Origin of the sequence: Microcoleus sp. Z1_B2, from assembly GCF_036700325.1 — a bacterium.
Lineage (GTDB): Bacteria > Cyanobacteriota > Cyanobacteriia > Cyanobacteriales > Microcoleaceae > Microcoleus.
The window spans coordinates 112,534-132,772 of sequence record NZ_JAUBOQ010000013.1; the positions used below are offsets into that span (position 1 = coordinate 112,534).

23 protein-coding genes are annotated in these 20,239 nt (G+C 45.1%); 12 read left to right on the plus strand and 11 right to left on the minus strand.

The genetic code is table 11. The annotated features are described in order from the left end of the window. Positions 1-222 (minus strand): type II toxin-antitoxin system VapB family antitoxin, encoded by a 222-nt coding sequence (gene vapB, locus QT984_RS10095; RefSeq protein ID WP_333338742.1) that lies wholly within the window; start codon positions 220-222, stop codon positions 1-3. 277 nt (positions 223-499) lie between these two features. On the opposite strand from vapB, the gene nadC reads away from it, so the two are divergent. Both nadC and QT984_RS10105 read left to right on the plus strand, forming a co-directional pair. Beyond that, entirely contained in the window at positions 500-1,384 is an 885-nt protein-coding gene (gene nadC / locus QT984_RS10100) for a carboxylating nicotinate-nucleotide diphosphorylase (RefSeq protein ID WP_333373884.1), read from the plus strand. 147 nt (positions 1,385-1,531) lie between these two features. Next, a complete protein-coding gene (locus QT984_RS10105) occupies positions 1,532-1,654 on the plus strand; it encodes a hypothetical protein (protein ID WP_333373886.1) in 123 nt (40 codons plus the stop codon). Between the two features lie 48 nt (positions 1,655-1,702). Here the strand turns inward: QT984_RS10105 and QT984_RS10110 are convergent, their stop codons facing one another. Both QT984_RS10110 and QT984_RS10115 read right to left on the minus strand, forming a co-directional pair. Then, entirely contained in the window at positions 1,703-2,731 is a 1,029-nt protein-coding gene (locus QT984_RS10110) for a C39 family peptidase (protein WP_333051967.1), read from the minus strand. Between the two features lie 616 nt (positions 2,732-3,347). After that, positions 3,348-4,676, minus strand: coding sequence for a pitrilysin family protein (locus QT984_RS10115; RefSeq protein WP_333051964.1), 1,329 nt, complete (start codon positions 4,674-4,676; stop codon positions 3,348-3,350). A gap of 319 nt (positions 4,677-4,995) precedes the next feature. Here QT984_RS10115 and QT984_RS10120 point away from each other — a divergent pair, with 319 nt between their 5' ends. The 6 genes from QT984_RS10120 to QT984_RS10145 all read left to right on the plus strand — a co-directional run bounded on the left by QT984_RS10120 (position 4,996) and on the right by QT984_RS10145 (position 8,525). Further along, positions 4,996-5,391 (plus strand): RusA family crossover junction endodeoxyribonuclease, encoded by a 396-nt coding sequence (locus QT984_RS10120; RefSeq protein ID WP_333051961.1) that lies wholly within the window; start codon positions 4,996-4,998, stop codon positions 5,389-5,391. Beyond that, positions 5,388-6,059 (plus strand): hypothetical protein, encoded by a 672-nt coding sequence (locus QT984_RS10125; RefSeq protein ID WP_333051958.1) that lies wholly within the window; start codon positions 5,388-5,390, stop codon positions 6,057-6,059. Before QT984_RS10120 ends, QT984_RS10125 begins: the two co-directional genes overlap by 4 nt. Before the next feature lie 44 nt (positions 6,060-6,103). Next, positions 6,104-6,976 (plus strand): ABC transporter permease, encoded by an 873-nt coding sequence (locus QT984_RS10130; protein ID WP_333051956.1) that lies wholly within the window; start codon positions 6,104-6,106, stop codon positions 6,974-6,976. Between the two features lie 364 nt (positions 6,977-7,340). Then, positions 7,341-7,550 (plus strand): DUF2997 domain-containing protein, encoded by a 210-nt coding sequence (locus QT984_RS10135; RefSeq protein WP_015176940.1) that lies wholly within the window; start codon positions 7,341-7,343, stop codon positions 7,548-7,550. 40 nt (positions 7,551-7,590) lie between these two features. Continuing rightward, positions 7,591-7,977 (plus strand): DUF1257 domain-containing protein, encoded by a 387-nt coding sequence (locus QT984_RS10140; protein ID WP_333051955.1) that lies wholly within the window; start codon positions 7,591-7,593, stop codon positions 7,975-7,977. Positions 7,978-8,054: 77 nt separating this feature from the next. Then, positions 8,055-8,525 (plus strand): ferredoxin, encoded by a 471-nt coding sequence (locus QT984_RS10145; RefSeq protein WP_333373888.1) that lies wholly within the window; start codon positions 8,055-8,057, stop codon positions 8,523-8,525. Between the two features lie 95 nt (positions 8,526-8,620). Here QT984_RS10145 and QT984_RS10150 read toward each other — a convergent pair whose 3' ends face one another. The 6 genes from QT984_RS10150 to QT984_RS10175 all read right to left on the minus strand — a co-directional run bounded on the left by QT984_RS10150 (position 8,621) and on the right by QT984_RS10175 (position 13,007). Further along, the gene (locus QT984_RS10150) at positions 8,621-8,902 is read right to left on the minus strand and encodes a YiaA/YiaB family inner membrane protein (RefSeq protein WP_190739554.1); all 282 of its coding nucleotides are present in this window, start codon (positions 8,900-8,902) and stop codon (positions 8,621-8,623) included. A 361-nt stretch (positions 8,903-9,263) separates the two neighbouring features. Then, complete coding sequence (locus QT984_RS10155; protein ID WP_333338736.1) at positions 9,264-10,385, minus strand: hypothetical protein; 1,122 nt, start codon at positions 10,383-10,385, stop codon at positions 9,264-9,266. A gap of 106 nt (positions 10,386-10,491) precedes the next feature. Then, positions 10,492-11,469, minus strand: coding sequence for a hypothetical protein (locus QT984_RS10160; RefSeq protein WP_333373891.1), 978 nt, complete (start codon positions 11,467-11,469; stop codon positions 10,492-10,494). A 56-nt stretch (positions 11,470-11,525) separates the two neighbouring features. Further along, positions 11,526-11,894, minus strand: a complete 369-nt coding sequence (locus QT984_RS10165) for a hypothetical protein (RefSeq protein ID WP_333373893.1) — start codon at positions 11,892-11,894, stop codon at positions 11,526-11,528. A gap of 59 nt (positions 11,895-11,953) precedes the next feature. Further along, positions 11,954-12,655 (minus strand): hypothetical protein, encoded by a 702-nt coding sequence (locus QT984_RS10170; protein ID WP_333373895.1) that lies wholly within the window; start codon positions 12,653-12,655, stop codon positions 11,954-11,956. Between the two features lie 85 nt (positions 12,656-12,740). Further along, the gene (locus tag QT984_RS10175) at positions 12,741-13,007 is read right to left on the minus strand and encodes a hypothetical protein (protein ID WP_332959099.1); all 267 of its coding nucleotides are present in this window, start codon (positions 13,005-13,007) and stop codon (positions 12,741-12,743) included. 254 nt (positions 13,008-13,261) lie between these two features. Here QT984_RS10175 and QT984_RS10180 point away from each other — a divergent pair, with 254 nt between their 5' ends. From QT984_RS10180 to QT984_RS10190, 3 genes are all read left to right on the plus strand, one after another. Continuing rightward, a complete protein-coding gene (locus QT984_RS10180) occupies positions 13,262-13,585 on the plus strand; it encodes a helix-turn-helix domain-containing protein (protein ID WP_006634885.1) in 324 nt (107 codons plus the stop codon). Between the two features lie 15 nt (positions 13,586-13,600). Then, positions 13,601-14,290, plus strand: coding sequence for an ImmA/IrrE family metallo-endopeptidase (locus tag QT984_RS10185; RefSeq protein WP_333051939.1), 690 nt, complete (start codon positions 13,601-13,603; stop codon positions 14,288-14,290). Positions 14,291-14,377: 87 nt separating this feature from the next. Then, the gene (locus tag QT984_RS10190) at positions 14,378-15,259 is read left to right on the plus strand and encodes a YheC/YheD family protein (protein ID WP_333312621.1); all 882 of its coding nucleotides are present in this window, start codon (positions 14,378-14,380) and stop codon (positions 15,257-15,259) included. A 39-nt stretch (positions 15,260-15,298) separates the two neighbouring features. On the opposite strand, the gene QT984_RS10195 is transcribed toward QT984_RS10190, so the two are convergent. Next, positions 15,299-16,546, minus strand: a complete 1,248-nt coding sequence (locus tag QT984_RS10195; RefSeq protein WP_333051935.1) for an L-lactate MFS transporter — start codon at positions 16,544-16,546, stop codon at positions 15,299-15,301. A 358-nt stretch (positions 16,547-16,904) separates the two neighbouring features. Next, complete coding sequence (argS, locus tag QT984_RS10200) at positions 16,905-18,683, minus strand: arginine--tRNA ligase (RefSeq protein ID WP_333051932.1); 1,779 nt, start codon at positions 18,681-18,683, stop codon at positions 16,905-16,907. Positions 18,684-19,032: 349 nt separating this feature from the next. On the opposite strand from argS, the gene QT984_RS10205 reads away from it, so the two are divergent. Then, on the plus strand, positions 19,033-19,428 hold the full coding sequence (locus tag QT984_RS10205) for a hypothetical protein (protein WP_333051930.1): 396 nt from the start codon (positions 19,033-19,035) through the stop codon (positions 19,426-19,428). The last annotated feature ends 811 nt before the right edge of the window (positions 19,429-20,239 follow it).

Below are 20,239 nucleotides of genomic sequence, written 5' to 3' on the forward strand. Positions count from 1 at the left end.
TTACATATAATCCTTCAAATCTTCGAGAGGTTCATCAAAATCATCAGACATCCAGATTTTACCTTTCCAAATACCAAGTCCGCCTCGCTTGGCAGCTTTTGCCGTTTTAGGAGGCTCTTGGGCGTATCGGTTCACCAGAAATTCTATATAGTCAAGGACTGCCTGTTTGACAGATTCAGGTAATTTTTCGAGATTTTTTAAGATGGCGGTTTCTATCATCATTTTTTACTCTCCTTTAAAAATGACTGGTTGTATCATGGTTTCTGCTCGCGCTCGCCCCATCTACTCCATTAAAGCACCAACACCCAATGTCAGCCACAGAATACCCCATTATCTAGTGCGATCGCCCCCGCCTCCCAAATCCCGTGAAGCGAAGCTATCCCGAAGGGAATCGCCCCAGATCCCACTAACACCATCATCATTCTGCAACTTGCCTAAAATTACCCGATCGACTATTCTTCCTAGTAGATATCATCTTGATATAACAACCAACAAAAACATGACAGCAATATTACCGCCTTGGATAGTTTTAGACTCCCTATTGCACAACTGGCTACTAGAAGATATCGGTAGGGGCGATCGCACAACATCGGCCTTATTTCCCGCAAACAGCATCCAGGGTACGGCTAAATGGATTGTCAAAGAAGCTGGAGTCATTGCTGGATTGCCAATTGCCGATCGCACATTTAAACTTTTAGACAGCAGCCTCAGTTTCATCCCCCAAGTACCAGAAGGGAAACTGTGCGAAAAAGGAGAAGTAATTGCCGATATTTCCGGCAATTTCGATGCGCTGCTAACCGGAGAAAGAGTAGCATTAAACTTGGCAATGCGTTTGAGCGGCATCGCTACTTTAACTCAGAAATATGTTGACAAAATTGCCGATTTGCCCGTGCAATTAGTGGATACTCGCAAGACAACGCCCGGATTGAGATTGTTGGAAAAATACGCAACTCAAGTCGGCGGTGCTTGTAATCACCGGATGGGATTAGATGACGCGGTGATGATTAAAGACAATCACATTGCGGCGGCTGGGGGAATTGCAGAGGCGATCGCCCTAATTCGCAATTCTATCCCCTATCCGCTGACAATCGAAGTCGAAACAGAAACTCTCGCCGAAGTAGAGACAGCTTTGCAGCACAAAGCCGATATTATCATGTTAGATAATATGTCCTTTGATTTGATGCGGCAGGCTGTGGCAATAATTCGCCAAAAGAGCGATCGGGTAAAAATTGAAGCTTCCGGTAATGTTACTTTAGAAACTATTAGAAGTGTAGCCGAAACCGGAGTTGACTATATTTCTACCAGTGCTCCGATTACGCGATCGACTTGGCTGGATTTGAGCATGAAAATTAATAGTAATACCCGCAGTCCGGCAGGGGTTTAAACCCCTGCCTCAAAGCTGAAGTCCTCTAAAAGAGGACTAAGAGACATCTCCAAAAAAGAACTTGAAACCCAAGTCAAGCCTAAGCTAAAATCTAATTTCGGGAGAAGTCTAATGAATTATTCAGTCCTCTTTTAGAGGACTTTCGCTATGAGCCAGGGGTTTAAACCCCTGGCGGTATTTGGGGCCCGATCGATATTGCGGCTGAAGTTGGTACCAATGGGCAATGCCGTGTCCGACATTGCTGAGAGTCAACTGTCAACTATTGGTTAGTTATTACCAATAACCAATAACCAATAACCACTAACTACTAACAAATTACTACTTAGAGATAAAATGAACCCAAAAATGCCCGTCAGGTATACAGAGGCTGCGGATTAAACGGTAAGTATAGTGCAAGTAAGCACCGCTGACACTTGTATCGTAGCCAGTTCGGAACCACTCGCCATAGGGATCGTGAACGAAGAATCCCTCGCTGTCGTAGCCTGCGACAACTATAATGTGACCGAAAGACGTGAAGTATCCGTGGATGACAGCGGGATTTCCGCTGGCTAGCCAATCTTGAACGTCATCAATAGTTGCATTCTCGGTAAAGAAATCTTGAGCGCCGTAATCTCTAACAATTTTTGCTAAATCGTAGGGATCCCAACGACTGTAACCTTTGGCGATCGCATATTCGTAAAGTTCGTCTTCATATTGCCCGGTTTGTTTGCGCCGTGGCACCTTCAAAAAGTCCAGACACATCGCTAATGAAGTTACATTGCAAGAACCTGTAGGATTATTCAAGTTATCCATTTGCGATAGATAAGGAATGCCAAGCCTGACAGTTGGGGGATTAGGTTTCGGAAAAAGTAGAATGCTGTCTTGAGTAATTTGAGCGTGTCCTCCGAAAACATACCAAACCCCTGAACCTTTGAAAGACTCGTTGCGGAGAGCAACTCTGATGTGACAGCGAGCCGGAGCAAAAGCCAGGATCTCCAACTCTTTTCCGGCTGGTATTACTTGTTTTTCTGAGTCCTGAAGTTGAGAAGACGCGACCGGTTTTGATTTAAAAATGGTGTCTCTGAGCGTTTTCAGGATCAGGGGCTGTGTGGGAATGTCCTCTGGTTTGGTTTCGATCAGCTTTTTGGCTGTGACTGCTCCCAAAAAACCCGCTTCGCCGCACTTCATCAGAGTTTGAAATCGGTGGAGGGTGGCGGTAGAGAGAGGGCCAAAAATTCCGTCTACAGGAGGTTTCAGTAAACCTAGGTCAATGAGGCGACTTTGAATTTGGCCACTGAGTTCGTCGTCTGCAGCGATTGCTTTGGCATCGTACCTAATGTTTGAGTTGAGAAAGTTTTGTAATTTCATGCTTGCGTGCCCTGTCAGTCGATTTTAGATTTTAGATTTTAGATTTTAGATTTGACAATTACGACCGCAGATAAATCAGGTGGCCCCAGACTAAATTGCTTGATTGTCAATAATTCCCTGTTTATCGTCTCATAAAATTACGGTGATTTTACCGATCGATCGATTTTAGATTTTAGATTTTAGAATTACGATCGCCGATAAATCCGGTTTCCCTAGACTAAATTGCTTGATTGTCAATAATTCCCTGTTTATCGTCTCATAAAATTACGGTAATTTTGTCGCTCAATCGATTTTAAATTTTAGATTTTAAATTTTAGATTTTAGAATTACGATCGCCAATAAACCCGGTTTTCCTAGACTAAATTGCTGGCTCGTCAATAATTCCCAGTTTATCGTCTCATAAAATTACGGTAATTTTGCCGATCGCCCGTACCTTAAAGGCTTCATACTAATTATTGGATACAAAACCTTCAAGGCGAGAGCCGATCGAATTTCACGCACTATTGACTAAAAATCCCTCGTGCGCGTTGACATTGTTTCTGCCGAATTCCGAATGCTGTTGGATGCCCTAAAAGCAGATGGATGGCAGAATTCCCCTGTTGAGGCGCAGTCAGATTTATGCTTCGTCGGGGCGAATTACCACAACACCCATTGCGTCGGGAGACAGATATTTGACAGCGGCTTCTCGGAGATCCTCCGCAGTCTGAGCTTGGATGCAAGCGGCATAGTTGAGGGCGGGAGCGATATCTCCTACCATCGACTGATAGTAACCGTACAAACTTGCTCGATCGCTCGGAGTTTCGTTACCAAAGATAAACCGATTGGCTACTTGGGTGCGAATGCGGGAAATTTCGGCATCTGTCACCAGTTCGGTTTGGAGAGTGCGGATGTGTTGGACGATCGCAGCTTCCACTGCTGCCAAGTTTTCTGTCGGTAGTTGAGCGGAAATTGAGAATACACCGCCGAGTCGCTGAGTCATGTTGCTGACCGAAATTGACGAAACTAGCCCTTTTTCTTCGCGCAAATCCTGAACCAAGCGAGTTGTGCGGCCGTGTCCCAAAATTGTCGCCAAAACGTCGAGGGCATAAGTTTCGGACATTTCCATGAAACCTGGCACTCGCCACATCACGATCAGTCGGGCTTGCTGAAGGGAAGAGTCTACAAATTCGCGGCGGACTGTTTCTGTAAATGGCGATTCTTGACCGTAGTTCAGGATTTGGGCTTCGGGGTGAAAGTTGCCCACAGCAGGCACATTTATTTTGTTGTGTTGTGCTGTACTTTTTGCTGCAAAACTGTCTGCGACAATTTCTATTAGTTGCTCGACTGGCAAATTGCCGACAGCTACGGCTGTCATGGCCCCTGGGTGATATCTGCTGCTGTGGAAATCCCGCATTTGTTGCGCTGTCAACTGTTCGATTACCGCAGTCGGGCCGAGTACCGGTCGCTTGTAGGGCAGGACTTCAAACGCTAATTCCATTGATCGCTGATAGGTGCGGCGGCGGGGATTGTCTTCCGATCGTCTAATTTCTTCTAAGACTACCAGCCGTTCGCGATCGAAGGCGTCGTCGGGAATGCTGGCGTTGAGCAACACATCGACTTGCAGAGGAGCTAGTTCGGCAAAATCTTTAGGAGCTGTGGTGATGTAATAGTTAGTGTAATCTTGGCTGGTGGCAGCATTGGTGACAGCGCCGCGTTGCTCGATCGCGCGCTCAAATTCGCCACTGGGAATGCTGGGAGTTCCCTTAAAAATCATGTGTTCTAAAAAGTGAGCCATGCCGTTAATGTCGTCTGGTTCGACGGCTGAGCCTAAATTGAGCCACACGCTGAGGTTAACAGCATCGACCGGCAAGTGTTCGGCTATAACTGTGAGGCCGTTGGGGAAATGGCGGACTGTTGGGGCGTTGAGGGGCGATCGAGCGGAGGTTTTGAGTAGGGTGGATGTCATTGTGCTTTTAAATTTATCTTGTTCTTTATATCTTAAAGGGTCATCCGATTTTAGATTTTAGATTTTAGATTTTAGATTGATCCCACGGCTGATGGTTGCTGGGGATGTTGTCGGGGGCGATTCCCTACCCTTCGGGAACGCTTCGCGAACGGGATAGCTTCGCTTCACGCGAAATGCGAGAGCGCTGAGGGCGTGAGGGTTATGAGAAATCTGTGCGATCGACAAAACAAAAGTTGATTTGTTAAAAGTTGCAAGTTATAGTCTAGTTTGAATTTAGCCTTTAATCCCTTCTTTTCGCATTCAATTTTCGGAGTTGCAAATGCAATTTGAGTTTCTGATTCCAAAACGCCCTGTATCTTTGCAAACGAGGCAGAGAAGCAAGCTACAGGATTGGCAAGCATTTGTGCGTACAGAAGCGTCAAAAACTTGGGTAGTAACTCCTTATTCAGGAAACGTTCATTTAACTTTAGTATACCTTTATGATGCTGACCCAGTTGACACTGACAATATCATAAAGCCCATACAGGATGCACTAATTGGGTTAGTTTATGAGGATGATTCACTTGTCACAGATGTGGAGTCGCATCGTCGCTCGCTTAGTGACACGTTTGACGTTGCTTTATGTCCGTCATTGTTGGTCCGTGGCATAATATCTGGCAGTGAGTGCGTTTACGTTAGAATAAATTCAGCAAAAGCATTAGAGAGTTATCTATGACCGCTAAATTAATACACGACAAATCCGTATCTCAAATTGCCGAAAAATACCGACAAGAAGGCTATACAGTATTGGTTGACCCTGAACCAGAAGACATCCCTTTCGATTTAGGGACATATCGTCCAAATTTGATTGTAAAAAAGAACGAAGCCGAAGGTTACATAATCGAATTCAAACGTTCTGCCAGACAAACATCCATAGACAGGTTGAAAGAAATTGCTGAAATTGTTTCTGAAAATATAGGCTGGCGTTTTTTATTGATTACTGAAGAAGATGCTTTACTGAAAGAGAACGCCAAGGAAGTAAATCTATTATCTTGGCAACAGATTTTTAGTAGAAAAACACAGGGTGAACGTCTAATTTCATTAGGAGAAAATGAAGGCGCGTTTTTATCACTTTGGGGAACAATTGAAGCACTCCTGCGTAAACGAGCTGAGGAAGTTACTATTCCCATTGAAAGATTTCCAACTGTATCTCTGATCAAACATATGTATTCCCAAGGAGAACTTTCAATCGAAGAGTACGATCGAGCCATGCTACTTTTAAGCGTAAGAAACCGATTTATTCATGGATTTGAAGCGCCCGAAGCCAATGAGTCTGTATCTGAATTGCTCGCCCTTGTCAATGAATTAATCAGTTTATGGGCACCACAGGCATCTCAGTCCTGAAAGGTTTGGCAATAAGTCCTGAGTTTTTTTTGTGACAGCATTCGATGGAAAATCTAAAATTGCATAAAAACTTAATATTTCCACAGCCGGCTTTTCAACGATTTTGGCGATCGACTTCGGGGAAAATCGGCTTAATTTTGACTGTAGCGCTGACGATCGCGGCACTGTTGGCCCCCCTACTTTCCCCTTACGATCCGGCGGTCGATCGAGATTATTTGTCGCGCTTAGTGGCTCCTAGCGCTAAACATTGGTTTGGCACCGACAGTTTGGGGCGAGATTTGTTGGTGCGGGTGTGGCACGGATTGGGGATATCTTTACTCGTCAGCCTGGTTTCTGTGGGTGCGGGTTTAATTGTGGGAGCGCTTTTGGGGCTGGTGGCCGGGTATTTTCGGGGGTTGCTGGAAATGGCGATCGGCACTTTGGCGGATATTTTGTTAGCTTTTCCTTCGATTTTACTGGCGATCGGCGTTGTTACCGTCACCGGGCCGAGCCTGCAAAGCGTAATTATCGCCGTCAGCCTCGTGCAAATTCCAATTTACATCCGCTTAACTCGCAGTATGGTGCTGTCTCTGCGGGAACAAGAATTTGTTTTGGCTGTCAAAGCCTTGGGCGCCAGCGACTTGCGGATTATTTTTCGCCACATTTTGCCGGGAAGTCTCGCGCCTCTAGTTGTACAAGCAACTCTTTCGACTGGTACGGCGACACTAGAATCTGCCGGTTTAGGTTTTTTGGGTTTGGGCGCACAGCCGCCGGTTCCTGAGTTGGGGACAATGCTTTCTGATGCTTTTAAGGGCGGATACGCTCTTTCTTCTCCTTGGACGATCGTGTTTCCAGGTTTGCTGATTACCTTGACTGTTCTTGGTTTCAACCTTTTGGGAGATGGCCTGCGAGACGTTTTAGACCCCAGAGGGAATTAGAGGGGAAGTGGGGAATTTATACTTCTGCCTTTTACCTTCTGCCTTCTGCCCTCTGCGCCCTCTGCGCCCTCTGCGGTTCATCCCCTCTTCCTTCCTCCTCCCTCTAAAATCTAAAATCTCAAATCTAAAATCGACCGACTTGACTGCTGTCACGATCTACGCGAAACTTTACATACAACTGATGTATTGCTTCTACATATTAATAACTTCTGTTAAGTTGTGACTCAAAACCTATCAATTAGTCAAAATTGATATAGCGCTTTGTCAGTCAGCCAACTCTCAAGAAGCTACTTCAGGAGGCATCGTCCCTGGCTTGCTGGTGTCGGTGTCTGTTCTCAATATTCCTATTCAGTCAGCCCGCATTATGGAAACACTAGAGTTTGTGATCTATCCAGATGGCCGCGTACAGGAAACAGTCACCGGCATTGTCGGTGCTTCCTGTGCTGAGGTAACGGCTGCAATTGAAGCTCAGCTCGGCGTGGTGCTTCACCAAGAGTCAACATCTGAATATTTCACGCAAGCGCTGCATCAGTCAGCCGAAGCGACGGCCCAAGTGGCTTTTAGCGATTGGTAATTTTTTTTGTTGAGTTCACTTAAATTTTTTTGGAATCACCATGTCACACTTTAGCCAAATTAAGACCCAGATCCGCAATTTGAATTCTTTGGAAGCTGCTTTAACTGACTTGGGTATTGACTGGAAGTCTGGCCCGACTGAGGTGCGTGGCTATCGCGGCCTAACCAGCACCGCTGAGGTCGTGATTGAGCAAACAAACGGCTACGACGTAGGTTTTAGCTGGAACGGGACTGAGTATGAATTGGTGGCTGACTTGCAGTTTTGGCAGCAAGCTTGGTCTGTAGACCGTTTTCTCAATAAGGTGACTCAGCGCTACGCTTACCATACTGTGGTGAATGAAAGCGCTAAGCAGGGTTTCCAAATTTCTGAGCAAAAGCAAAATCAAGACGGTTCGCTCCGCTTGGTGGTGCAACGCTGGTGCGCTTAATAATTTTTCGAGATTTTTGCAATCTTGTTTCATCAAAGTCCGCCTGCGCGGACTTATTTACTATTGTGGGGGTCTAAATGTCTGAGCTTTCTGGACTCGGAATAGATACAGCAATCGATCGCTCTGGTTTAGAGCCGGAGTTGGGGGGTTTTTTGCGGGATGCGCCCGATCGCTCTGGTTTGGAACCGGAGTTGGGCGGGGTGTTGCGCCAAAAAGGTGTCTATGTTGATGAGATTACCTGCATTGGCTGCAAGCACTGCGCTCATGTTGCTCGCAATACTTTTTATATTGAACCGGATTACGGTCGATCGCGCGTAGTTCGACAAGACGGGGATTCTGAAGAGTTGATTGCTGAGGCGATGGACACTTGTCCGGTGAATTGCATTCACTGGGTTGATTACACCGAACTCAAGAATCTGGAAGAAGAACGCAAGGATCAGGTGATTCCTGTCGTTGGCTTTCCCATTGAGTATGCGACGATTCGGGCCCGTGGTCGCCAGCGGAAAAAAGCTAAATTGGGCGATCGCAAGTTCAAAGGTAGCCCTTGAAATCCCCAATTCCCATCCGCAGCTTGAAACCTGTGGATCGAACAACAAAAACAGCCCGCGCGGGCTGTTTTTTGTATACATTGTATAATTTAAGCTTATTTGAGAGGATGGTGCTCAGCGAGAATTTTCTCAACTCTAGCTTCGTCGATTCTGGCAGTTAATGTTGTTGCCTCGTTGTTATCCCGAATGGTTTTTGCTAAAGTAAAAGACGAGCCGATTGAAAAAGTTAAACCCATACCCATAAAAGCTTTCTGCCAGGGGTCTACCTGTAAATAAATGATACCTACAGTAGTTGCGGAAATGGCAAGAATAAAAGAAACCCAGCACTGAAGTATCCAAGCATTAGTATCTTTTTGGCGTATGATTTGTTTCTGCATAGTGCCTCTAAGTCACATATATCTTTTGGTTGATTAACTTAAAGCATAGAAAGCGTGAGTGAAGCGGTCAGGAGAGCAGGGGACAGTTTCGATAAGTGAACAGTGCGATCGGGCTTTTTACTAAAAACTATAATGCTGTAGATAGGGTTTGAGGCTCAAGGAAGACTCGCAGCGAGTGGACAGTTTGAAAACTCCACTAAGGAAAGCCAGTTTTTTCTCAAAATAGCGTAAGGTGCGCCGAAGAGGATCTTACTTCTCCCAGTCGGCCTCCGCAGACTTCGTTTGACTCTCTTTGCGGTTGAAACCGCCGGGTATTATCTACTTCGTTTATGTAGCCCCGGTTTCAACCGCCGAGTTTTATCTACTTATTTTTCTGCTGAGTCTTCGCTTGTTCGATCGCAATTTCCCTGACTGCTTGGAAAGAACTCAAATTCGATGCACCTTCAATTGCCTTCACCGCCAAATCTTGAACCTGTTTCAAAGCAGAATCCAGTTGTTTCGACAAGCTAGCAAGGCGCGCATCTTGATTTTGAATTGTCTGCAACATCCCTTGAATTTGCAGTTCATAATTTTGCTTTTGCCCTTCAACATCTTTAGCAGACAAATCAGCCTTAACTTTAGCTTGATAATTGCCAATATTGCGGCCGTTATCTTTCCCGTTCTTGATAGTAGCTTCCAGTTCTTTCGGGAAAGCTTCTACCTTCGCTTTCACCTCAGCATACAGTTTTTCCCGTTCCGAAATAGATTTTTCGCGTTCCGCCCACTGTTTCTCCTGTTCTTGCTGAAACTCTTCGATTTCTTGATACAGCCTTTTCTGGCGCTGTTGGTATTCTTCGATGTCCATATCTCGCTGAAGATTCAAATCATAATTATACAATTCTTCATCCCGCTGGCGAGCTTTTTGCTGATTCTCATTGCGTTCTTTAACGGCCAACTTGTGGAGTTCCTGCTCTTTTTCCCAAGCTTGCCGGCGTTCCAACAATTCCTGTTCAACAGTTTCGCGCTGTTCGCTGAGTTCGCCAGCAAAAGTTTTCGCGCTTTCTTCGTACTGTTGAATTAAATTGTCCAGCGTATCTTCTGCAACATCTTCTAAACTGTGCAACTCTTGCAGTTGTTGAACTTCCTCGCCCACAGTGCGCCGCAATTCTTCGACTTTAGCAGCTTCTGAAGTTAATTTTTCAGACAACTCGCTAACAGCGCCGCCAAAGCTAAATTGCAGCAAAATCAAATTGTCGATTGTAGACTGCATTTTTTGCTTGCTTTCAATTAAATTCATTGCTTTTTTTGCTTCCGCTATTGCTAGTTCTTTGACTGCGACTTCTGCTTGAGAAAGATTTGCAGATTGGTCGTTTTGAGAGAAATTTGTAGATTGCCAGTTTTCAAGCTGCTTCAGTTGGGAATCTAATGTGGCTTTTTCCTTTTCCAACTGTTTGTAAGCTTCTAAGATTTCAGCCTTAGTATTTTTGTCACTCAATTTCGCCATTACCTTCATCTCCTAACTCTGTTAGTCCGCGAAGGCGGACTTTGTTTATGTAGTCGCGGTTTCAACCGCCGATTCTTCTTGTCAAAATTTGGGCTGCAAACCAACCTTAAGCTTTGCTAGCAAAAGCTTTCATTGCCAAATCTTGCGCTTGCTTCATCGTGGCTTGCAGTTGCGCGGAAATTTCGGCAATTTGTTCGGTTTGTCGCCCAATTGTCTGCTGTAAAGATTGGACTTTTAATTCATATCCTTGCTTGCTTCCTTCCCATTCTTTATCCACTAAATCTGCCTTGACTTTAGCTTCGCGGGAAACTTCTTGAATTGCTTCTTCTTTGGCTTTGACATAAGCCTGTTTGAGTTCTTCCTCAAATCCGGCGGCTTTTCTTTGATTCTCTTCAAACTCCGCTTGATTGTCGCTGAGGACTTTTTCCCGTTCCACCCAATTTTTTTCTTTTTCGCGGGTAGATTCTTGCAAATGCCGTTCTAGTTTACGCTTCGTTTCTTCGTATTCGTCGGTTTCGATTTTGCGGGTGCGTTCTAATTCATATTGGTAATCGGCTGTTTCTTCCTGACGCTTTTTAGTTATGAGTGCAGCCTCTTCTTCAACTGCTGCCTCAAATTCTTGCTGTTCTTTTTCCCAAACCTTGCGTTTTTGGGTCGTGTCTTTTTCGAGAATTTCGCGCTGGTTAGCAGCGTTTTGTTCTAGCAGGGTCAATTTTTCTCGGTGCTCTTGAGTTAAAATGTGGAGGGCGTCTGCTACAACTCTGATTTGCTGCAACTCTTGCAATTGTGCCGCTTCAATTTCGATCGCGCGTTTTAATTCGTCTAATTTGGAAGATTCCGCTTTCAGTTTTTCCGAAAGTCCGCTGATGGTGCTGCCGAAATCTAATTGCAAGTCAGCCAAGCCTTTGACGATGCTGTCAATTGTGTAGGTGGAAGCGACTTCGAGGAGTTGTTTGTTTTTGGCTTTTTCGGCTGACTGTTCTTTGGTTTCGACTTTGGATTCGATCTTTTTTTTGTCGGCTAAAATCTGCTGAAAGTTTTGCAAAATTTGGGCTTTGCTATCCTTGGCAGTTGCTATTGTCATAATGTTTGCTTCTCCTGATTCTAAGTTTTCGAGATTTTTTAGTGAAACGTTTTCAGTTATTCTAAGTTGCGGAGTTGGCTGAGAATGGAACGGTATTTTCTGGCTGCATCGGATTTTTCTTCGGGATTGGCGCTGGCTAGAGTTCTGAGAATTTTGCAGCAGCGATCGCACCGATTTCCTTCCCAGCAGGCGCACTCATCAATTATACTCAAAAGTGCGCCTTTTAGCAATTGATTTTCGGCTAACAAAGCTCGGTAATTCCGCTGGACTGATTCGGCAACTAAAGTCATGTGCTGGAAGTCTTCGGTGAGACTTTCGATGTCGTTAACTGCGTCTGCCCGAATTTGGTCGAGCAGCTCAATATTCTCTTTCAAACGGCTTTCTTGCAGGTTTGGTTTGGTTTTAAGCTTGGTTAATTTCTTCATTTCAGTCTGTGGTAACAGTTATGGTAAAGGCGCGATTTAATCGCGCCTTTACAACAAAATTAGAACAAGTCAGCAGTTAATTGCTCTTCGGCTGGCGGTAGCGACTTACTGCCGTTGGAATTCAAAGCAATAGCATCGCTTTCACCGCCAGCGTGAGCAGCCATCAAGCAGGCAACTTGCTGTGCCGGCAGGTTATCTAAACACACCATAGCTTTTGTTCCTTCTAAGTCAATCATCCGCGATTGATTGCTAGAATCTGACAAAACTGCTGCGGCTTGGTCGATAACCGCCCAATCTTTCCGCTCGTTCCAAGACCATTTCAAGCTGTAGTAGTTTATCGGTTTTACTACTCCGCTGTCATCTGGTTTCTGACCGGAATGTTTGACAAATTCGGGGATGAAAATCCCGGTTGCAGGTTCTACGCCGCGAGATTGAACTGATGCTACCAAGCGGTTAAAATCGTTCAAGCTGCGGTTTTTGATGTATGTCACCATGACAACTCCTTGCGGCAATTCACCACTTTCTGCGACAAACCAGAGTTGACCCCACAATGTGTGCGAAGTTTGACCGAGGGAACCGAAGAATTTGGAGAATTTGAGGATGGTCATGGAACACTTGGAACCGTAGTCTGTATCGCCGATCGCCCACTGGCCACTTTGGCAATTATTGCGGACGGCGATCGGGATTTCCGGTACTAGCAAAGCATTGCTCGGTTTGGCACCAAATACTGAAAATGTCGGTCTTTCTTGTGTTTTAGTCATTGTTCGTTTTTCCTTAGTTCTTTATTGTTTTACGGGGAATTGGTAATCCGTTAAATCTCGTACATTGCTCGCGGCTGAACTTCGATTACCTAATGAGATGTGTTGTCGCTTTTGGTTCTGGATAGGTATACTCAAGCCTCGCCTCTTGTTGAGCTTTGATAATCCGCAGCGCGGCGAGCAAATGCTCTAACGTTTCTAAGTGCGCTGGGGTGAAGTGGATGCTGAAGCCTTCGCCATCCCGCGCGTAGCCGGGACAAACCAGTGAGGCTGAGCTTTGTTCTTCGTGGGTGGCGATGTATAGCCAGTCATCGTCTTCGAGCTTGTAATGCGTGTCTGTCCAGGTTCTCAGCATTTGCGATCTGCTCCTCCTTATTTGCTGCGTACAAGCGTTTTGACGCCCAGCGCTTCTCACTCCTCTGAAGTTGACGACGCTATATGTAGCGTGTGAGCTAGGCTAATTTGCACCCTTAACCCTACCAGTCCGGGTTAATTGGTTGATTAAACCGTCAACTAACCTCATGGTAGCGCGGGTTGATTTTCCCGTCAAGTATTTTGTTGAACTTTTCATCAAAACAGGCTAGAATGCTTGTCAGGAGGCAAAAAACCGTGGAACAAACATTTGGAAGACTGATCCGTCAAGCTCGCAAGGACAAAGCTTACTCACAACGTGAGCTAGCAGCTATGCTAAGTGTGGACTTTACTTATTTGTCGAAGTTGGAGAACGATCGAGCGGATTATGCGCCAAAAGAGGAGGTAATCCGAGCATTAGCGCGGAATCTAGACATAAACGAAGAGGAATTGATTTTCTTGGCGGGGAGGCTGCCGCAGCAGTACGAAGCGCTGCTGAAGCAGAATCCGAAGGAAATGCAGGCTCTTTTCCGCCGGATGCAAGAAAATCCCGATTGGCTCAAACAGTCTTTTGAAGCGTAAGAGAGGCCCCTCATAGTGAGTATTTTTAAGCCGTATTGCTTCTATCCCAAAGAAACGATCGAGCGTTTGGCAAATGACATCTTGATGCAGATGCAGAAAACGCAAAATTTTGCTCCGAGATGGCCTTTTGATGCGACAACGGTTGCTGATTTTCTGGATTTAGGCGTAGTTTGGGAGTGCATTGAGCCGGATGAAGAAGGTGCGATCGCGGCAAGGATTTTGCCGCAGCAGCGGTTAATCGAAATCAACGAACAGATTCTCGAAAAACCGCCGGGCTTCATCGAATCGACGATCGCCCACGAAATCGGCCACTGGGTGCTACACGTCAATCAAGACGAAGCAGACGGCACTGTGGAACAGTTGGAATTAAACTTAGGCAATGAAGGAAAAACGGCGTCTGATTTCGAGGAACCGTTTGTTTGTCGGGGTGCGAGTGCTGATAATAAGGTTTTGTCGATCGAATGGCAAGCGCAATATTTTGCAAGCTGTTTATTGATGCCTCGGTGTATTTTGGAGGAAAAAAGACAGGGACGCGATTTAACTAAGTGGTCGCATTTATACAAAATGAGAGATGAATTGGGAGTGAGCATTTCCAATTTAACAAACCGCTTGCAAGAATTCGATTGGATTTATATTCCCAAGGGAACGCGCGAGATTTATGCCGGGAAAGATGCGGCAAACGGACAGCAGCGGTTGTTTGGATAGAAGTGCGATATAATTTGAGGTTTGAGATTTGGAAGCGATTCTCAAATCTCAAATCTTTAGAATTAATTTCTAATTAAGTTACATTTTATGCTAACCAATATTGAAATCCTGCTGGCGGCTTGTGAGGAATTAAATATCCCTTACGAAATCCTGCATCCTTCCCAAAACTTGATTAGACTCAAACAGGGCGGCGAAGAATATTATTTTGTCAATTACATGACGGCATTTAACAGCGCGTCAGTAGCAGAGATTTTTAAAGACAAAGAATATACCTATCAACTATTAAACGGCAAAATAAATACTCCCAGAACTCTCGGTTTTGTCTCGCCTCACTGCGAGGAGAAGTATAAAAAGTATTTGAGTTTCCCAGATATTGAATCAATAGTTTTAGAAGTAAACAAAAAATTCGCTTTCCCGGTGATTCTCAAAAGAAATCGCGGTGCTGGTGGCAACAATGTTTTTTTGTGTGAAACTAGAGAGCAAATTAAAGAAGCCCTAGAAATTATATTTAATGTCAACAGCAAAGATTATGACCACGTGGCCATAGCTCAAGAATATATCGAAATTGCCCACGAATATCGGGCTGTATTCTGCAAAGAAAAGCTAGTTTTGCTGTACGAGAAAGACAAATCTCAGGCTAAATTTGCGGGCAATTTAAGCCCGCTGCACTGGGAAGGTGCAAAAGCTAAACATATAATTAACCCCAATCTCATTTCTGAGATTGAAGATTTTGTTAAACCTGTTTTTGCAGAAATTGCGATTAATTATGCTGGGTTTGACATCGCGCTAGATACAAAAGGAGCATATTGGTTGATTGAAATTAACTCAAGCCCCAATTACGATATATTTGTGAGAGATAACGATCGCCAAATTGCTGTAAAGATGTTTAAAGATATTTTAGAAAATTGGAAAAGCCGAGAAACTGGGTTGTTCACCGATCTTCACGGCTCAAATCCCATATTTTCCTAAAAAACCCGGTTTCTGCGATCGGGGGTGTGCAAGTCCCGATTAAGAAACATCGGCTTCGGCTGCAATTTTAACCCCTCCCTTCAGCGCAAACACGGCGGTGATGATGCCAACAACCGCAAGAATTGCCGTAATGTAAAAAGCGTTGGTATAGCTGCCAAAAGTATCGCGAATTTTCCCCGCAGCAATTGTACCGAAAAACGCTCCAACTCCGTAGGCTGTATACACAATGCCGTAGTTTTTCGCGTAGTCTGTGGGGTCGAATAAAGTTAAAGTTGCCGTGGGCGCGATCGCCAGCCATCCTCCTAACGACAGCCAGAACAAACAAAACGCAATGATATAAGTTGCGACTTGTCCAACGCCCGCCTGAGTCATCATAATCGATGCGATTAAGATGAGAATGTAGTTGGCGATTGCGGCATATTTTGGCTTAAATCGATCGGTTATCCAACCAAACATCGGACGCCCCATACCGTTAAATATGGCAAACAGAGAAACCGTTGCCGCAGCCGTTCCCGCGTCTAATTTAATAATTTCCTGCGCCACGGAAGAAGAAATTCCGATCGCGCCCAATCCCACCAGCGTGCCAATGGTGTAGCACACCCACAGCCCGTAAAATGCGGGAGATTTCATCATCGGTGCGCTCTGGCTATTTACCGCTGTTCGCGATCGGGCGGCCGCAAATCCCGCAGGCGTCCATCCAGTTGGCGGCATTTTCAAAACGGTCGAAATTGCCAAAATAATGACGGTAAAAGCGATGCCTAAAATCAGAAATGTTTGCGCTATTTGATAGGTATCGATTAAATATTTGGCAATCGGTGCGGTAATTAAAGGCGACAAACCAAACCCAATTACTGTTAGCCCAACTGCCAATCCTTTTTTATCGGGAAACCACTTGGCTGCTACTGCTAGCGGTACGCCGTAAGCAATTCCCACCCCGGCACCGGCGATAACTCCATAGGTGAGTACCAGGACAGTAATATTAGGTGCAAATGCCGATAAAATATAGCCGATTCCCGTCACGACGCCGCCGACTGCGGTCACGGTGCGAGAACCGTAGCGATCGATAAAAAAGCCGGTAATTGGCATCAGTACGGCAAAAACTACTAACAATACGGTAAACGGCAATAAACTATCCGTTGCACCGATATCGAGCTGCTTTTCTAGCGGCTTTCTAAAGATACTCCAAGAATAAACTGTACCCAGACAAAGCAAGACCGTGATTCCCAGCGGAACGAACAACCAGCGGCCTTTTTCTGCTGGCATTCCGAAAACTTTTGTTTCGTTCATGTTTTTAATTTTTATCGAGGATGCCTTAATAGGTAATGGCTGTGCATTCCCCGATAAATTGTAAATTTACTATAAGTTTGTTACCGATGCAATAGTTGTGTTTAAAAAATATTAAACTTAACTAAAATCTGCGCGCAACTTGGAAATTTTTGTGAGATATCGCAACGATCACCCGATGGCTAAAAAGATGTTTCAAGACATCTTAGAAAGTTGGAAATAATGCGCTAAACTTAATTGGAGAAATGGGCTAGCGAATTAAATATGTAGGGTGCGCTTCGGCGCACCGCAACTAAATAATGTAGCGCACGGAGCACCGCAACTAAATAATGTAGGGTGCGCGCCCCGCACCCCTTACCGCTTACATTCTTTCCAATACCTTAATCCCCAACAACTCCAAACCCAACTTCAAAGTTCTTGCAGTCAAATCGCACAAAATCAACCGCGAAGTCCGCAACGGTTCCTCAGCTTTCAAAACCGGACACTGTTCAAAAAATTGATTAAACTTTTGGCTCAATTCAAACAAATACTGACAAATTCGATTCGGCAACAAATCGCCTCCCACAGCATTCACAACTTCATTCAACTGCAATAAATGCTTTGCCAATACCAACTCGGCATCTGATTGTAAAATCACTTTCGCACCAGCATCTAAGTTATCAAAATTAATCTCACCTTTGCGGCGAATTCCCTGCACGCGCACATAAGCATACAGCATATAAGGAGCGGTATTTCCTTGCAATGCGAGCATTTTGTCGTAACTGAAAATATAGTTGCTGGCGCGATTTTGACTTAAATCGGCATACTTAACGGCACTCAAACCAACTGTTCGAGATACGTTAGCAATAAATTCCTCAGTTTCTTGTCTTTCTTCGACTTTTAATCTCTCTTCTAAATCTTGGCGCGTGCGGACGATCGCCTCATCTAACAAATCCTGCAACCGCACTGTTTCCCCAGAACGAGTTTTGAGTTTTTTGCCGTCTTCTCCCAATACCAAACCGAAGGGAATGTGGACAATTTCGACATCTTCAGGAATCCAACCGGCTTTTCGGGCTACTGCAAATACTTGGGCAAAATGGTTTGCTTGTCCTGAATCGGTGACATAAATTAACCGCTTTGCATTGTCTTTTTGGATGCGGTAGCGCACTGCTGCTAAATCTGTTGTGGCGTAATTGTAGCCGCCGTCGGTTTTCTGCACGATTAGCGGCAGTGGTTCGCCTTCTTTGTTGGTGAAACCGTCTACAAAAACGCATTTCGCGCCGTCACTTTCTACTAGCAAACCTAAGTTGGTTAAATCTTCGACTACAGCGGGCAATAGAGGATTGTAAAACGATTCGCCGCGTTCGGTTAATTTGATATCGAGCAAGTCGTATATTACTTGGAATTCGCGGCGCGATTGATCGCACAGCAATTTCCAAGCGCGGCGGGTGTCTTCGGCGCCTGCTTGCAGTTTTACTACTTCTTGGCGGGCGGTTTCTTTGAAGGTTTCATCTGTGTCAAAGCGCTGTTTTGCTTGGCGGTAAAATGCGACTAAATCTCCTAAGTCTAGGGCGTCAGCGGTTGTGAGGGCTTCGGGGTGAACTTCGCGCAAGTATGCGATCAGCATTCCGAATTGGGTGCCCCAGTCGCCGATGTGGTTGATTCTGAGTACGTCGTGGCCTTGAAATTCGAGGATGCGGGCGATCGCATCTCCGATGATTGTCGATCGCAAATGTCCGACGTGCATTTCTTTGGCTATATTCGGACTGGAAAAGTCGATCGCGATTGTCTGAGGCGTTTTCGTCGGTTCAATCCCCAAACGCGAGTCGGCGGCGATCCTCTTCGAGGGCTTCGCTAACGCACTAATTTGCGCTTCCAAATAAGCCGGTTTCAGCTTCAAATTGATAAAACCGGGCCCGGCGATTTCTGGGGTTTCGCAGATGTCAGTAATATCTAGGTTTTCGATAATTGTCGAGGCGATCGCCCGTGGGGGCTTTCCTAACTTTTTCCCCAAACTCATCGCCGCGTTGCACTGAAAGTCCCCAAAGTTGGGATTGCTGGCGGCGGCTAGCATCGGATCTGCACCTGCATAACTTTCGCCGAATGCAGCGGTGAATGCTTTTTCAAATTTTGCTTTTAACTGTTGGGCGATCGAGTTCATCTTGAATATTTTGATTGGATGTTTATTTTAAACTCTAGATTAAGCACTTTGTGGCAATAATACTCTTACTACTTAGGTAATTTCCCTCTGGTTCTCTCCCTCTGGCCCTCTCCCCCTCTCCTCACCTACTAGGAAATTTTGTACTTAGCTTTGAGCTGCTGATGCGATCAAAATCACTGGCCGTGATAGCACAGAGTACATTTTATCACAGTTGCGATCGCTACACAAATTAAAAAATGTCACATCAAGTCCATGATCTCGATCGCTAGATAATTTTGTTAAATCGCTTACATTAAGGTATGTTAAAATTTTTTCAATGCTCCCAAAAATCCTACGAAAGGAAGTAGTTATGTTACCTCAACCTATTTTTGGCGATCGCTCTCTGACAATCGCCTTTTATCAAGCAGTAATCGCTCGATTCTACGACGGTTTCAGTCTCTCCACCCAAGCACTATTACGAGAGTGTACCCTTGGCTTCGCTCCTTGTCCCGATGGAGTCAAAACCTTTTTCATCATCGCGCCAAGTCTCGATGCAGCAGAGCAACTAATGGAAAAAATCGACAGTATTTTGGAGCGAGTTGCCGAACTCATGGCTGGAGTCGGACAAGTTGCTCTGTGCATAGTTCCCCCCGGCAGCGAAGCAGAGCAACCGGTAGATATGCAAGACTTAGAAAAAGTTCCCCCAGATTGTCTGGCTTGCAAATTCTTTACAATTATATGGGCCGATGCTGCAGCCGATCGGTAAAATTGACAGTTAGCAACCACCTACTCAACAGGGTTCGGCCCAAGCTGTGCCTGTGTCGGCGCGGGGTAGATTGTCTGTTAGTTACACTCCCTGGAATTATCGGGCAAAGCGTGCAGGTAATTTAGAGCGTTTGCAAGGTTGCAGTCGCAATCTTTGGCAAGTGTTAAACCAGACAAAATATATATCAAAGACCCGCTTGTCAGTCGCTCAGATTTTTACCTGCCGGCTCAAACAGCCGTGCATCTACTTTTTACATTCCCCATAAAGGCCACCAAAAAGCCGCATCAACTCTCCTGGGTGTCTCGCTTCAAAAGACAGCAGCAGGAATTAGGCGGTATCGCTAGAAAATAGATTTTTGCGAAATATCTGCTGATGTTCAGAATAAGCAGAAATATTCTCAAAAATAGATAATAGTTCCGCAGGTTGACCGAAAGCATCCCGGATACAAGCCCCCGGATTCATCCGTCCCGAAATAAAAAACCTGTATCCGATAAAGAAGTCCCCGAATTTATCCCTGGGGTCAATGCTTCAATTCTTTAATCTAAAATCTAAAATCTAAAATCTAAAATCGATTGACCTCATAAACCAGGTTTTTACATCCGCGCTTCATATTCGCGGTTCGCGGGGAAATTGACAAAAAATAGGCTATTTGTGGGAGAGTCAATCAATTTTAGATTTTAGATTTTAGATTTTAGGTTGACTTGCGCGAGATAAATGCGGGGGACGCAAGGATTTTTGATTTTAGATTTTGGATTGATTCCACGGATAAATCACGTGGCGGGTACCACATGAAGAAATTCCTGGTAACAAG